This window comes from Sporolactobacillus kofuensis, assembly GCF_024125425.1.
Taxonomy (GTDB): domain Bacteria; phylum Bacillota; class Bacilli; order Bacillales; family Sporolactobacillaceae; genus Sporolactobacillus; species Sporolactobacillus kofuensis.
Genome location: NZ_JAMXWN010000004.1, coordinates 136,840 through 152,449 on the forward strand (window position 1 = coordinate 136,840; position 15,610 = coordinate 152,449).

14 protein-coding genes are annotated in these 15,610 nt (G+C 44.2%); all 14 read right to left on the bottom strand.

Features of this window, described 5'->3' with window-relative positions; all coding sequences use genetic code 11:
- Positions 1-13: 13 nt before the first annotated feature.
- Positions 14-2,242 carry a DNA helicase PcrA gene (gene pcrA / locus NIE32_RS04700; RefSeq protein WP_253053504.1) on the bottom strand — a complete coding sequence of 743 codons (2,229 nt, stop codon included), beginning with the start codon at positions 2,240-2,242 and terminating at the stop codon, positions 14-16.
- 215 nt (positions 2,243-2,457) lie between these two features.
- The gene (locus NIE32_RS04705) at positions 2,458-2,754 is read right to left on the bottom strand and encodes a YerC/YecD family TrpR-related protein (protein WP_253053506.1); all 297 of its coding nucleotides are present in this window, start codon (positions 2,752-2,754) and stop codon (positions 2,458-2,460) included.
- A gap of 533 nt (positions 2,755-3,287) precedes the next feature.
- A complete protein-coding gene (locus NIE32_RS04710; RefSeq protein WP_253053508.1) occupies positions 3,288-4,265 on the bottom strand; it encodes an L-lactate dehydrogenase in 978 nt (325 codons plus the stop codon).
- A gap of 200 nt (positions 4,266-4,465) precedes the next feature.
- Positions 4,466-5,056, bottom strand: a complete 591-nt coding sequence (locus tag NIE32_RS04715; protein WP_253053510.1) for a PIN domain-containing protein — start codon at positions 5,054-5,056, stop codon at positions 4,466-4,468.
- The gene (locus tag NIE32_RS04720; protein WP_253053512.1) at positions 5,040-5,705 is read right to left on the bottom strand and encodes a helix-turn-helix domain-containing protein; all 666 of its coding nucleotides are present in this window, start codon (positions 5,703-5,705) and stop codon (positions 5,040-5,042) included. Before NIE32_RS04720 ends, NIE32_RS04715 begins: the two co-directional genes overlap by 17 nt.
- 149 nt (positions 5,706-5,854) lie before the next feature.
- Positions 5,855-7,120 (bottom strand): phosphoribosylamine--glycine ligase, encoded by a 1,266-nt coding sequence (gene purD, locus NIE32_RS04725; RefSeq protein WP_253053514.1) that lies wholly within the window; start codon positions 7,118-7,120, stop codon positions 5,855-5,857.
- Positions 7,121-7,150: 30 nt separating this feature from the next.
- Positions 7,151-8,692, bottom strand: coding sequence for a bifunctional phosphoribosylaminoimidazolecarboxamide formyltransferase/IMP cyclohydrolase (gene purH, locus NIE32_RS04730; RefSeq protein ID WP_253053516.1), 1,542 nt, complete (start codon positions 8,690-8,692; stop codon positions 7,151-7,153).
- Between the two features lie 56 nt (positions 8,693-8,748).
- Entirely contained in the window at positions 8,749-9,318 is a 570-nt protein-coding gene (purN, locus tag NIE32_RS04735) for a phosphoribosylglycinamide formyltransferase (RefSeq protein WP_253053518.1), read from the bottom strand.
- Positions 9,308-10,348 (bottom strand): phosphoribosylformylglycinamidine cyclo-ligase, encoded by a 1,041-nt coding sequence (gene purM / locus NIE32_RS04740; RefSeq protein ID WP_253053520.1) that lies wholly within the window; start codon positions 10,346-10,348, stop codon positions 9,308-9,310. The genes purN and purM overlap by 11 nt, the downstream gene beginning before the upstream one ends.
- Before the next feature lie 11 nt (positions 10,349-10,359).
- Positions 10,360-11,784, bottom strand: a complete 1,425-nt coding sequence (gene purF / locus NIE32_RS04745; protein ID WP_253053522.1) for an amidophosphoribosyltransferase — start codon at positions 11,782-11,784, stop codon at positions 10,360-10,362.
- A complete protein-coding gene (gene purL, locus NIE32_RS04750; RefSeq protein ID WP_253053524.1) occupies positions 11,760-13,982 on the bottom strand; it encodes a phosphoribosylformylglycinamidine synthase subunit PurL in 2,223 nt (740 codons plus the stop codon). The genes purF and purL overlap by 25 nt, the downstream gene beginning before the upstream one ends.
- Positions 13,963-14,655: a phosphoribosylformylglycinamidine synthase subunit PurQ gene (purQ, locus tag NIE32_RS04755; RefSeq protein WP_253053526.1), complete on the bottom strand. Its 693-nt coding sequence runs from the start codon at positions 14,653-14,655 to the stop codon at positions 13,963-13,965. The genes purL and purQ overlap by 20 nt, the downstream gene beginning before the upstream one ends.
- Entirely contained in the window at positions 14,652-14,903 is a 252-nt protein-coding gene (gene purS, locus NIE32_RS04760) for a phosphoribosylformylglycinamidine synthase subunit PurS (RefSeq protein WP_253053528.1), read from the bottom strand. The genes purQ and purS overlap by 4 nt, the downstream gene beginning before the upstream one ends.
- Complete coding sequence (gene purC, locus NIE32_RS04765) at positions 14,900-15,610, bottom strand: phosphoribosylaminoimidazolesuccinocarboxamide synthase (RefSeq protein WP_253053530.1); 711 nt, start codon at positions 15,608-15,610, stop codon at positions 14,900-14,902. Before purC ends, purS begins: the two co-directional genes overlap by 4 nt.

A 15,610-nucleotide genomic window follows, 5' to 3' on the forward strand; every position in this document is an offset into this window, starting at 1 on the left:
TATTATTAACCGATCACACTTTTTCAATCGGTGCGAAAGCGCCAAGCAGTCGTTTGAGACCAATCGGGCTTGGGAATACGATATCCAGTTCAACACTATCCCCATCCCCGCGTTTGCCAACGATCGTCCCTTGGCCCCATTTCTTATGAAGAACCTTGTCTCCGGCTTGCCAAGTCTCTGTGTGATGATTTGATTTCTGCAGTACCGGTGTCGGACGACTTTGCGGAGTTGTAAATTTGCGTTCAAATGGAGAACCTGACATTGATTTGGACGAGAATCTTCCGGTGATTTGACGTTCCTCAGAATCTTCTACCTCGAGCAACTCTTTAGGAATTTCTTTAATAAAACGAGAAGCCGGGTTAGCAATGGTTTTCCCGAACAACATGCGTACTTGTGCACTGGTCATAAAGAGTTGCTGCTTGGCACGTGTAATGCCAACGTACGCCAAGCGCCGCTCTTCCTCCATTTCCTCTTCATCATCCAAGGCACGAAGATGAGGGAAGATGCCTTCTTCCATCCCAACGAGGAATACAACTGGAAACTCCAGACCCTTAGCGGAGTGCAAGGTCATCAATGTCACTGCATCTTGCACCGTCTGATCTTCTTCTTCATCGATATCAGCATCTAAGGCGAGTTCGGTCAAGAAATTAATCAAGGACTTATCTTCATGTGTACTCTCAAATTCCTTCGTCACAGAGAGCAATTCATCGAGGTTCTCCAACCGACTTTGTGCTTCAATCGTTCGTTCGGACTTCAAAGCCTCACGGTAGCCGGATTTATCAAGGACATCTTCAACTAACTCCGTAACCGAAAGAAATTCCTGCATTTTCGACCAGTTCATAATCATGTCGGCAAAGGCTTCTATTTTGTGAGCCGTCCGTGCAGCGATTCCCGTTTGTTCAACTTCGTCGATCGCTTTCATTAACGAAAGATCTGCAGCCAGTGCATAATCCGCCAGCTTATCCATAGAAGAAGCGCCAATACCGCGCTTCGGTTCATTGATAACGCGTGCCAAACTGATTTCATCATCCGGATTGGCAATTAGGCGAAGATAAGCGAGCATGTCTTTGATTTCTTTGCGGTCATAGAATTTAATACTTCCAACCATTCGGTAGGGAATATTTGATTTTACGAGCGTTTCTTCGATCACACGCGATTGGGCATTGGTTCGGTAAAGGACAGCCAGTTCCGAATACTTGAACCCATCTTTAGCTAACTCACGCATTTTCCCAGCAATATAATAGCCTTCTTCACGTTCCGTTGGTGCGCGATAATAGGCGATTTTCTTCCCATCGGCGTTTTCTGTCCATAGATTCTTCGGCTTGCGATCATGGTTGTTCTCAATCACGTGATTGGCAGCGTCCAGAATCTTCTTTGTCGAGCGGTAGTTTTGCTCCAGCTTAATCACTTCAGCATTTGGGTAGTCTTCCTCAAACGAGAGAATGTTATGAATGTCGGCACCGCGCCAGCCGTAGATGGACTGATCCGAATCACCGACCACACATAAATTTTTGAAACAATCGGCCAGCATGTGTACAAGCAAGTACTGTGCTCTGTTCGTATCCTGGTACTCATCAACATGAATATATTGAAACTTCTTTTGATAATAGTCCAATGCTTCAGGAACTCTTTGAAAAAGATGAACTGTAGTCATAATGAGGTCATCAAAATCAAGCGATTGGTTCTGAAGTAGTTTCTTTTCATAATCCTTATAGACATCACGCACCACTTCGTCATAAGGCCCTTGTGCAACCTTGGCAAATTGAGCGGCAGTTTTCAGTTCGTTCTTAGCAGCGCTGATTTTTCCAAGAATGCCTCGTGGTGTAAATTTCTTCGGGTCCAAATTCTGATCCTTAAGAATTTGCTTAACCACCGATAACTGGTCGGTACTGTCTAAGATCGTAAAATTCCGACTGATCCCTAAGCGATCAATATCGCGGCGCAAGATACGCACACACATGGAGTGAAACGTTGAAACCCACGCATCTTCAACAAGTGGTCCGGCAAGATTCGCCAGTCGTTCTTTCATCTCTTTTGCCGCTTTATTTGTAAACGTAATCGCCAATATATTCCATGGTGCAACATCACGTTCAATCATCATATACGCCATTCGGTGTGTCAGTACACGTGTCTTCCCACTACCTGCACCCGCCATAATCAATAGCGGTCCTTCGTGATGTTTGACCGCCTTTAGTTGTTCCGGATTCAATCCTTCAAGCAGTTCTTGTGAAAGCCGGTTCATTTCATCACTTCCTAAATAATAGAGTTGCTGTCGAATGAATAATTCAAAGAGAAATAAAGACTCCGCCACTATTCACCCATTTACCATATATCTGTCAATCGGTTTCTTTCTTCATTCACATAAATCGTGTGCAAATGCAAAGCCGGCGCATTCTGAACACTACCTGCAGAACACCCCGTCTTCTCATCTACCTGTTCATGTTTGCCTCGGTTAGATTACTTTTGCTCTTCCAACCGATCAAGCGTCATTTGATACCCGTCAGTGCCGAAATTGATGCAGCGCTTGACCCTGGATATCGTTGCTGTACTTGCACCTGTTTCTTCTTCAATCTGATGATATGTTTGTCCCGCCATCAGCATTCTTGCCACTTCCAGACGTTGCGACAGCGACTGAATTTCTCCCATTGTGCAAAGATCATCAAAGAATCGATAACATTCTTCACGATCTTTCAATGTCAGGATGGCATCAAACAGCTGATCAAGAGACTTGCCTCTCAATTTATCAATTTGCAACCTTGTCCATTCCTTTCCCCACGGTTAATCCGTAACTTCATCACTTTCACACGTTTCTCGTTCCACAAATAGATGATCCATTTGCTCGAGCATACTTGTTCAAGCAGATCTATCTTTATCTTTCATCTTAAATGCGAATATGTCCACATTTCGAAAACGACATTACTACTCCTTTTATCATCTTACATCAATTATGGCTAGTGATAAAGTCAGAGAAAAAAATGTTTTCATTCTGTACTGTGTGAAAATCTCTTATTCACTTAAATGTACACTGATCGTGACGGATCAGAACGAATCTCAGCAATTTTTATACATTTCTGTCCGAACAGATGGATGAGTTGAGTAGCAAAACTTTGGGGTATCGGTCTGTTTTGCAATTTTATTGGCCATTTAGCGATGAACGAGTATAAGCTTGGTCGCGCATCTTCGTTGCATGTGTACACTCAATGTGTTTACCTTCTTATTTTTTTAAAAAAAGCCCCCTCCACTGAGTGCGGTGATCAGCGAGGGGGCCGTGCTATTTTTCAAAATCTTTATTTTGTTGTTTCTTCGTGTTCATCCAACGTTTGCTTAATGTATCCTTTGATGAGTTCAGCAGATGCATTAAAGCCTTGTTGTTCCTGATCATTCAATCTCAACTTAATGATCTTCTCCACACCATGCTTGCCGAGAACAATCGGCACACCTATTGCTAAATCAGTCTGGCCATATTCACCGTCTTGAACGACTGATGCAGCGGTAACGATGTGCGCATTATTCAGAATTGATTTAGCAAAGAATGCCAGCTCATTTCCGATACCAAACTGTGTGTTGCCCTTTCGAGTAAGAATCTCCCATCCGAAATGCCTTGCTGTATCCTCTACAGACGGACGATCAATTTTTCCTAATTCATCCTGATTGTCTTCTTCGAATTGATCAAGCGGTTGGCCGCCGATGGTTACATGGGACCAGGCAGCAATCTGCGAATCCCCATGTTCACCGACCATGAATGCATTGATGCTTCGTGGATCAATGCCGCCGACTACTTTAGAAATCTGTTTGCGTAACCTCATGCTGTCCAGTGATGTACCGGTTCCAATCACATGGCTCTTTGGAAGTCCTGAGAGTTTATAGAATAAATAGGTAATGATATCGCATGGGTTGGTTGCAATCACGTATTTTCCTTGAAAGCCAGCCTTCTTAAGTCTTGGGACAATATCATATGTAATTGCCGCTGTTCCTTTTAATAGTTCAAGTCGAGACTGACTCGGAATCTGTGATCTTTCCGTTACCGCAACTAGAATGACGTCACATGCAGCAAGTCCTTCAAGTGGAACATCGATGACACGCGTTCTTGATTGGGTAAGTTCAATACTATCCTCGAAATCGTACGCTTCACCCTTTGCACGTTCCGAATCAATATCTGAAAGGTACAGTTCGTCCGCGATGTTCTCATGTACAATGGTAGAAGCCGCTGCTTTCCCAACATTACCAATGCCGACGATACCTACTTTTCGAATCGTTTCGTTCACTTCAATCCTCTCCTTTGTTTTCTAATTTAGTATTCCTTATCTCGTTCCGTTATTTTACACCTTCGTACTCGTTGCATCAATAATTTTCGGATTATTTGCACTTGCCTCACTTGCCTATACTAAATTTAAAAATGATTGCTACTAGCATCATTTTTATCTATCATAAATTTTGCGCTTGTTTTTATAGAGAAATCAGTCGATTAGGGGTTACTAAGTTGCTCATAGAAATCACTTGGATGAATACGTTTAATATCACCTATTTGTTCTGGAAAACGTTTATGATTGGTCGTTAGTATGTATTGGCATTTTTCTTGAATAGCTGTAACCCAAACATGAAAATCATCCTGGTCAAAAGCAGATAGAGGTTGTGTCATCTCTTGTGACGATACAATTTTCTTTGCCTGATCTGCATTACAATTGCTTAATTCCACTAATACTTCACCAATAGGCCTATTCTCTCTAATAATTGTTTCAATACTGTAACGACCTACCAAACTATTTACTGGCAACCCCATATAATACTCAAGAATTGGATATAAAAAAAGCCGCAGGAATTCTTCAACTTCTGCAGGTGTATAAATAACTTTATTCATTCCGTCACCTAATCCTTCTAAAGCATGTCGCATGAATTCGAATAAACATACTCTCGAAACTATAGGTTGGAAAAAATTAGGATAACGTGCGGCTTTAAGAATTTTTCTATTTGTACCATCAACTCGAAGCGCACCGCACAATACCGTTGTATCAATAAACACTTTTGGAGGAACTTTAGCATCATAAATTAAATTCATCTATATCCCCGCTCTGAAGATTTTTTTTATCTATTCTCTGCAAAATGGTTTCAGCTTGCTCATCTTGCATGCTTGTAGTGATAAACGCTTCTCGAGGAATTCTCCAGTGACCTCCATCCGTTTGATAGGCATTAGGAAATTTACCTTTTTCGCACATTCGTCGAATTGTTTGATCACTCAGTCCCAATTTGACTCCAACTTCTTTCGGTGTATAAAATGGCTTATCTTCTCTTTTCAAAAGGAGAACAGCTGCATTTTTTTCGCGATAAAGTTGATAATGGACACGTTTTCCTCTCCGATGCCTCGTTGCAGATGGAAGTATTTTATTTCTGACTGATGATAAATCATTTGCAGTCAGCGTGCTCATTTGTTCAATATATTCTGCTAATAATTCTTCAAATCTTAAATCGTTATTCTTTTCAAGTGAATCATTCAATTCCCCTTCTAGTTGTTGCAATCGCTGCAATTCTTCTGGTTCTGGTAAGGTCAGCGATTGACTAGAAGATACAGGAAGAACAATTCCAAAATGACGAAACGATCTTTGAATTGTTACATTTAGTACTGCCTTCGCTTGTTCAACATTAATTTTTGACAAAGTCTGAATACTGTTCCACATTTCTTTTTGATCGTAGATTATTGTTCGGGTCATTTCAACAACCTCCTTATTTCCATTATAACCGATTGCCATCAAAATACTCAACAATCTCAACATACTCAACAATCCCAACAAACAATAATAGATAATAAAAACTGCCTTCATTTTTACGGTGAAGGCAGTTTAGCTTGTGACAAATTCTATTATTTTGATACTTTAAGCGCATGATGACCGATGTCCGTACGGAAAAATACTGCATCGGTTTGAATCGTTTCCAAATCGTGATTCACTGCGTCGCGAGCGGTGCGAAGGTCATCGCCGAGTCGCGTAACAAGCAGTACGCGTCCACCGTTGGTCAACCAATCCTCACCTGATTTTTTGGTACCTGCATGGAAAAGCAGCGCTTCTTCCGGCAGGCTATCAAGATCGCCGAGTTTCTCACCCTTATCATAGTTCCCTGGGTAGCCACTTGATGCGAGCACAACGCCAACGGCTGCTTTTTCACTCCATTCAAGGTTCGGCTGCTTGTTATCGAGTACATCAAGCACTACTTGGATGAAATCAGATTGCATGCGCGGCAGTACAACTTGCGTTTCCGGATCACCAAATCGGCAATTGAATTCAATGACTTTCGGTCCATTCTGAGTCAGTATCAAGCCGGCATAAAGGACCCCAGTGAATGTACAGCCCTCTTCAACCATGCCCGCTGCTGTCGGATGAAGAATTGTTCGAACTGCTTCGTCAACAACCTTCTGGTCAATTTGCGGTACCGGAGAATAGGCACCCATGCCTCCTGTATTCGGACCTTTGTCGCCTTCAAATGCACGCTTATGATCCTGAGCAATCGCTAGCGGTACAACTTGTTTGCCGTTCACGAGCGCCATCAGTGAGAATTCCTCACCTTCGAGGTACTCTTCGATAACCACACGCGAACCCGCTTCCGCAAACTGTTTGTCCTTCATGATCACTTTCAGGCCGCTTTCTGCTTCCTCCATGGTCATCGCGACAATGACGCCTTTTCCAGCAGCAAGTCCGTCCGCTTTCAGAACGATTGGCGCACCAACCAGTTGCAGATAGTCGCTCGCTTCCTGATAATCTGTAAAGGCTTGGTAGCGCGATGTGGGAATGTTGTACTTTGCCATGAGCGCTTTGGCAAAAGACTTGCTGCCTTCAATCTGAGCAGCCGTTTTCGATGGCCCGAACACGTTCAAACCATTTGCTGCAAATACATCGACAATACCACCAACAAGCGGCTGCTCCGGACCAACAAGAGTCAGACCCACACGATGTTCCTTTGCAAAGGAGGCAAGGGCCTCAAAATCCATCGCATCAATAGGTACACATTCTGCGACTGCTGCCATTCCATCACTGCCCGGTGCCGCATACACTTTATCTACTAAAGCGCTTTGTGCTGCTTTCCAAGCCATCGCGTGTTCGCGGCCTCCGCCGCCAACAATCAACACATCCATAAGCGTTCCCCTTTCAAAAAGCGAATGAAATTAATGCTTGAAGTGGCGCATACCGGTGAAGACCATTGCGATGTTGTATTTGTTCGCCATATCAATTGAATCTTGATCTTTAATCGATCCGCCAGGTTGAATAATTGCAGTGATTCCTGCTTTTGCTGCTGCTTCTACAGTGTCATTCATTGGGAAGAATGCATCCGAGGAAAGAACGGCGCCTTTTGTTTTTTCACCTGCTTCTTCAAGTGCGATTTTCGCAGCACCAACGCGGTTTGTTTGTCCGCCGCCCATGCCTACCATCCGTCCGTCATTAACAAGGGCAATGGCGTTTGATTTCACATGCTTTACAATTGTCCAAGCAAATTTCAGGCTTTCCATTTCTGCTTCTGTTGGTTTACGGTCTGTGACCACCTTCAGATTTTCTTCAATGTCGGCATAGCCCTTTGTATCCAAGTCTTGAACGAGCATACCGCCGCGAACAGATGTATATTGTGCGAAATCTTGTGGTTCATCGCTCATTGCTACTTGAAGTAAACGAATGTTTTTCTTCTTTTCGAGAATTGCAAGTGCTTCATCAGAATAAGAAGGAGCAATGACAATTTCAAGGAAAATCTTGTGCAGTTCTTCTGCTAATGCTGCGTCAACTTCACAGTTTAATGCAACGATTCCGCCGAAGATGGAAATAGGATCGGTCTCATAGGCTTTATCATAAGCTTCATTGACAGTCTCGCCAATACCGATACCGCATGGATTCATATGTTTGACCGCAACAGCAGCAGGTTGCTTGAATTCTTTGACAATCCCGAGTGCAGCATCAGCGTCACGGATGTTGTTATAAGAGAGTTCCTTACCGTGTAACTGTTTTGCTGCGGCGATCGTTGAAACATCTTCAATCGGTTCACTGTAGAAGGCAGCCATCTGATGTGGATTTTCACCGTAACGAAGGGCTTGTTTCTTTTCATAAGTAAGCGTCAGTTTTTCTGGGAATTCTTCCCCAACTTGTTTCGTGAAGTAATCCGCAATCAGTGCGTCATAGGCTGCAGTATGGCGGAAGACCTTAGCCGCCAGCTTTTGTTTCAGTTCAAAAGGAACATCCGCATTGTCATCGAGACTTTCTGCAACAAGGTCATAGTCAGCAGGATCACAGACAACCGTGACACTGCGATGATTCTTCGCTGCGGAACGAAGCATACTTGGTCCGCCAATATCAATATTTTCAACCGCGTCATCATAAGCAACATCCGGTTTTGAGATTGTTTCCTTAAATGGATAAAGGTTAACCACAACAAAATCAATCGGCTGAATCCCCAGTTCCTTGATTGCTTCCATATGGGACTGTTTCCCGCGAACAGCGAGCAAACCGCCATGAACGGCTGGATGCAATGTTTTTACACGTCCATCAAGAATTTCAGGAAATTCGGTGACTTCGCTAATTGACATCACAGGAAGACCTGCAGCTTCAATTGCTTTTTTCGTTCCGCCAGTTGAAATAATTTCAATACCTGCATCTACTAATTTTTTCATAAAATCAATAAGGCCTGTCTTATCTGAAACACTGACTAATGCTCTTTTTGCCACTTCAATTCTCCCTTTCTCTTTTCGGATGTTCTCAATAACTGATTCTGTGTTTTTGGTTATTCACTCAATAGTTTCGCGATCGTTTCGGGATACAGTTTGTGCTCTGTTTCATGAATGCGCGTTTCTAGCGTCTCAATTGTATCGTCATCTTTTACCGGAACAGCAGCTTGTGCAATAATCGGTCCGGTATCCATGCCTTCATCGACATAGTGGATCGTGATGCCCGTAATCTTAACGCCCTTTTCAAAGGCTTGGCCAATCGCATCCAATCCCGTAAAAGACGGTAACAATGAAGGATGTATATTAATAATGCGATGCGGATAAGCAGTCAGCATCACTTTGCCAAGAATCCGCATATAGCCTGCAAGAAAAATATAAGCTACTTCATGTTCTCTACATGCATCTGCAATGGCTTGTTCAAAGGCTGCTTTGGACGCATAGTCTTTTCTTGAAACAACCAACGTGCTCACTCCGGCTTCTTTCGCGCGTTCTATGACCGCTGCGCCCGGTTGATCACAAACGAGCAATTCGATGGTTGCCGGAATTTTTCCCATTTGAACAGCCTCGTTAATCGCAACAAAATTTGTTCCATGTCCCGATGCAAATACGGCAATTTTATGCTTCATTACGGTTCACCAACGTCAATTCATGACCTTCAATAACTTTTCCAATCTCATAGGGCGTTTCCCCGGAAGCAACCAGTGTTTCCATCGTCTTCTTTTTATCTTCAGGAGCAATCGCCAAGACCAAACCAATGCCCATATTAAAGGTGTGGAACATGTCATCTTTTTGGAGATTGCCCAGCTTTTTCAGCCACTGGAATACAGTAGGCATTTGCCAAGCATCCGTACGAATTTCTGCAGTAACCCCTTCAGGGAACATTCGCGGTACGTTCTCGTAAAAGCCGCCTCCGGTGATATGAGCGATCCCATGTACATCGATCGATTTGAGCAGATGAAGTACCGGTTTGACATAGATTCTTGTCGGGGTTAGGAGTACGTCGCCAACGGTTTGATCAGGATTGGGAGCAAAGGCGTCGCTATACTTGAGACCGGCATCGGCCACAAGCTTTCGAACGAGTGAAAAGCCATTACTGTGGATGCCATTAGATGCTAGACCGATCAGCACATCACCCGGCTTCACTTTGTCCCCGGTAATTCGTTTCGATTTTTCAACAACACCCACCGAAAAACCGGCAATGTCATAATCGTCTTCTTGATACATTCCCGGCATTTCCGCAGTCTCACCACCAATTAGTGCACAGCCAGCATCCGCACAGCCATCGGCAATGCCCTTGACAATCGCTTCTGCTTTTTCCGGTTTCAGTGCTGAACAGGCAAGATAATCTAGAAAATAGAGCGGTTCTGCGCCTTGCGTCACGATATCGTTCACGCACATTGCTACCGCATCAATGCCTACGGTGTCATGACGATCCGTTGCAAAAGCGATCATCAACTTCGTACCGACACCATCAGTGCCTGAAACAAGCACAGGTTCTTTCATATTCATCTGCGACAAATCAATGGCTCCGCCGAAACCGCCCAAACCGCCAATTACTTCCGGACGGAAGGTACGTTGTACATGTTTCTTGATTCGTCCCACAGTCTCATAGCCGGCTTCTATGTTCACGCCAGCCTTCTTATACGCATTCGCCATTATGAACCTCCTCAGACAAGCAGTTCTTTTTCATGCGGCAGGACCGTATCCGGATAAATTTCCGTTGGGTACTTGCCCGTGAAGCAAGCCATGCACTGTCCGCAGTTCTTCATTGCAGGATTGCGTCCGATTGCCTTTTGCATACCTTCAACACTCAGATAAACAAGTGAGTCCGCACCAATCAATTTGCGGATATCTTCTACTGAATGCGTCGATGCAATCAGTTCTGATGTGGTGGAAGTATCGATACCGTAGAAGCAAGGATGGGTAATCGGCGGTGAACTGATGCGGACATGAACTTCAGTTGCACCAGCATCACGAAGCATGCCGACAATTCTTCGGCTTGTCGTACCGCGAACGATTGAATCGTCAACCATCACCACACGCTTGCCTTCGACAATTGCACGTACTGCAGAGAGCTTCATCTTAACCCCTTGTTCACGCAATTCTTGAGACGGCTGAATGAACGTTCGACCAACATAACGGTTCTTGATCATCCCTAATTCATACGGAATACCTGTTGTTTCCGCATAACCGATTGCAGCAGAAATACTGGAATCGGGAACACCGGTAACAACATCCGCTTCAACCGGCGCTTCTTGTGCAAGCATACGACCGAGATTCTTTCGCGCCGCATGGATATTGATTCCTTGAATGTTGCTGTCAGGCCGCGAAAAGTAGATGTATTCCATACTGCAGATTGCGGGTTCCGTCCGGTTGGTAAAGAAATCCGAATGAAGCCCTTCATTATCAATCACCAGAATTTCACCCGGATTGATATCACGAACAAAGGTTGCACCAATCAGATCAAACGCACAGGTTTCCGATGCGACAACCCAAGCATCACCTAACTTACCAAGAGAGAGTGGACGCAGTCCATTCGGATCAAGAGCAGCAATGAGTTGATGTTCAGTCAGCATGGCAAGCGCATAGGCGCCTTTAATTACAGACAACGCATGTTTTACACTTTCAATAAAATTCTCAGCATAATCACGCTTAATTAGGTGGGCAATCACTTCTGTATCGGAAGTGGTTTGAAAAATGCTACCGCGTTCTTCAAGTTCACCCTTCAGTTTATGAGCATTCACCAAATTTCCATTATGTGCGATCGACAGTGAATCTTTTTGTGAACGGAAAACAAGTGGCTGTACATTGGCGTAACTGTTCCCGCCTTGTGTTGAGTAACGGACATGACCAATGGCTGCATGACCTATACTTAGTTCTTCCAGTTTATCGTGATCAAACACATCATTAACCAATCCAAGTCCCTTATGGTCATAGATGTGTTTTCCATCGGATACCGCAATGCCTGCACCTTCCTGGCCGCGGTGCTGCATGCTGTGAAGACCGTAGTACGTCAACTTCGCCGCATTTTCATGTCCCCAAATACCAAATACCGCACATTCTTCATTCAGTTCTTTGCCGACATAATGCATGACAGAGCACCTCTCCATTCATTTTCAAGTTCTGTCCGGTTCAGAGTTACGGTTGATGCTTCAAAGTCTAGGTTTATCTTTTCACTACGTGTAACTTTACCTACAAGAACGGCATCTTCAATCAGAGATTCGAAAGCGCTCTTCGATGCTTCTGGAACAGTAACGAGATAACGTGATTGTGTTTCAGCGAAAAGCTCTACTGCAGGATCCGAATTAAAATGGAGATCACAGCCAAATTCTGTGCCAAATAACGATTCAGCAATTGCAAGCGCAAGCCCGCCTTCAGAAATGTCATGTGCCGAAGCAAGATAACCTGATTTAATCGCTTTGAGCACGAGTCCCTGACGATTTTTTTCAAGTTCAAGATCAAGAACAGGAGCTTTGCCACTTACTTCGCCATCCATCAAAATCTGCAATGCGCTTCCGCCAAATTCCGGATTTGCTTGACCAATGACATACACTGCGTCACCTTCATTTTTGAACGGTGCGGTCATTACATGATCAAGATTCTCAACAAGACCAACCATACCGACGACCGGAGTTGGATCAATGGCTCCGCGATCTGTTTCATTGTAAAGAGAAACATTTCCGGAAATAACCGGCGTTTTCAATACGTCGCATGCCTTGGCCATACCTTTAACGGATTCATCGATTTGCCAGAAAACTTCCGGATTTTCAGGGCTACCAAAGTTCAGGCAATCGGTAATTGCGAGTGGAACACCGCCGGAGCAGATAATGTTTCTTGAAGCTTCTGCGACTGCAATTTTCCCGCCTACATTCGGATCAAGGGCCAGATATTTTGCATTACAATCTGTAGTCATGGCGAGGCCTTTATTTGTTCCACGAACACGAACAACTGCTGCGTCGGAACCCGGTGCAACAACTGTATTGGTTTGCACCATATAGTCATACTGGCGAGTCACCCATTCCTTAGAAGCATGGGTTGGCTGAGCAAGTAATTTCTTAATTGTTTTTTCAAAATTAGTAATCTCCGGAATCCATGCCGATGCGGATTGATTTGCAAGATAAGAAGCCGGAACTTTGGATGGCATATGACGAACTGGAGCAGAAGCCAGTGAATCAGAAGGAACATCCGCAACAATCTTACCTTTATGTTCAAGGCGAAGTACTTCTTCTTCGATAACCTCACCAACAGCGACGGCGTGAAGACCCCAGCGAGCAAAAATCGCTTTGATCTCTTCTTCGCTACCTTTCTTAATCACAATAAGCATCCGTTCCTGTGATTCAGAAAGCATCATTTCATATGGTGTCATTTCTGTTTCACGTTGGGGAATAAGATCCAAATTCATATGGATACCAACACCAGCTTTTGCCGCCATTTCACTTGCGGAAGAAACGAGACCTGCAGCACCCATATCCTGAATGCCGACAAGTGCTTCATGTTTCGTGAGTTCCAGACATGCTTCAACAAGCAGTTTTTCCATGAATGGATCGCCAACCTGCACAGCCGAACGCTTTTCATCCGATTTCTCGGAAATTTCTTCAGAAGCGAACGTTGCTCCATTAATCCCGTCGCGGCCTGTACTTGCACCTACATACATCACCGTGTTTCCAATGCCTCGTGCTTGACCAACCTGGATATCTTCATGGTTCATGATGCCGACACACATCGCATTAACGAGCGGATTACCGTTATAACAAGGATCAAACTGCAGTTCTCCGCCTACAGTTGGGATGCCAATGCAGTTACCATAGCCAGCTATGCCGCTGACCACTTCTTCAAACAAATAGCGGACACGTGAATTGTCCAGATTTCCAAAGCGTAGTGAGTCAAGCAGTGCAACCGGGCGAGCACCCATCGAGAAGACGTCGCGGATAATACCGCCGACGCCGGTTGCAGCGCCTTGATACGGTTCAATGGCAGAAGGATGATTATGACTTTCAATTTTAAAAACCACAGCCTGTCCATCACCAATATCGACGATTCCAGCACCTTCACCCGGTCCTTGAAGCACATGCTCCCCAGTTGTCGGGAAATATTTCAGTACCGGTTTTGAGGTTTTATAGCTGCAGTGTTCCGACCACATTACCGAAAATAAACCTGTTTCGGTATAATTCGGTTTACGACCAAGCAGTTTTTTAACCTTCTGATATTCTTCCTCAGTCAGACCCATTGTTCGATACACTTTGTCTTGTTCGATCTGATCCGGTGATGGTTCAAGATGTGTAAGCGGCATGTGTGGATTCCCTCCAATGATTTAGGATTGACTGGAACAAGCGTAGACCATCGGCGCTGCCGAGCAGTGCATCTGCGGCGCGTTCCGGATGCGGCATCATACCAAGCACATTTCCAGCAGGGTTAATAATGCCGGCGATATCAGCTCTTGATCCATTTGGATTCTCTCCTGAATAAGTGAAGACAATACGATTATTGTCTTGTAATTCTTTCAATGTCGCGTCATCGCAGAAATAGTTGCCTTCGCCATGCGCAATCGGAATGCCAATGATTTCGTTTTTATCATAGAGCTTCGTAAATTGTGTTTGATTATTCTCTACCTTAAGATTCACCATATCGCAGATGAATTTCAAATGTTTGTTCTTCAGCATCGCTCCGGGAAGCAAACCTGCTTCGAGAAGAATCTGAAAACCATTGCAGACACCAAGCACTGGTTTGCCCTGGTTTGCAGCTTCAATAACTGCAGGCATGATGCCTGCGAAACGGGCAATCGCACCTGAACGTAAATAGTCACCATAGGAAAAGCCGCCTGGAATCATAATTGCATCATAGCCGTCCAGCGAGGTTTCCGCATGCCACACATAGTCTACTTCTTCACCGAGTCCGTCTTTAATCGCATAATACATATCCTGATCGCAGTTTGAACCGGGAAAAACAATGACTGCGGTTTTCACGAATGAACATCCTCCTCGATTTCATATCGATAATTCTCAATCACAGTATTCGCGAGCAGTTTGTCACAAACCGTATCGACCTGCGTTGCAACATCTGCTGAATCTTCCATTTGGAGTTCAATATATTTACCAATACGGACGTCTTTAACATTTTTATAGTCCATATTATGAAGCGACTGCATGACAGCCTGTCCTTGAGGATCAAGCACGCTTTCCTTCAATGTAATGTACACCTTCACCTTTTTCATTTGACATCCTCCAAACGTTTCAGCAATTTTTCATAGGTTTCCGGAAGATCAGCTATATTGCGACGGAACACATCTTTATCCAGTTTCTCATGCGTTTCCTTATCCCATAGACGACAGCTGTCCGGCGAGATTTCATCAGCGAGCACAATCTTGCCTGTTTCTTTCAGTTTGCCAAATTCTAGTTTGAAGTCGACAAGAAGAATGCCTGCTTCTGAGAAAAAGGCCTGAAGGGCGTCATTTACGGTCAGTGCCAAGCGACGGATTTCCGCCAGTTCGTCTTTTGTTGCGATCTCCATCGCCAGTGCGTGATCGCTGTTAATCATCGGATCGCCAAGTTCGTCACTTTTGTAGTAATATTCAACGATTGTCCGACCAAGTGTCTCACCTTCGTCAACACCAAGACGCTTGGATAGGCTACCTGCAACCACATTACGAACAACGACTTCAATCGGAACAATTGAAACGGCTTTTACTAATTGTTCGGTCTCCGAAATGGTGTCAATGTAGTGGGTGGGTACATTTTTCTGCTGAAGCATTTTGAAAATTTTTGTGCAGATCGCATTGTTCAAGCGTCCTTTACCTTCAAATGACGCTTTTTTCTGTCCATTAAATGCAGTCGCATCATTTTTATAAACGACACGCAACACATTCGGGTCATCCGTTGTGAACATTTTTTTCGCTTTGCCTTCATATAAAAGCTGACTCAT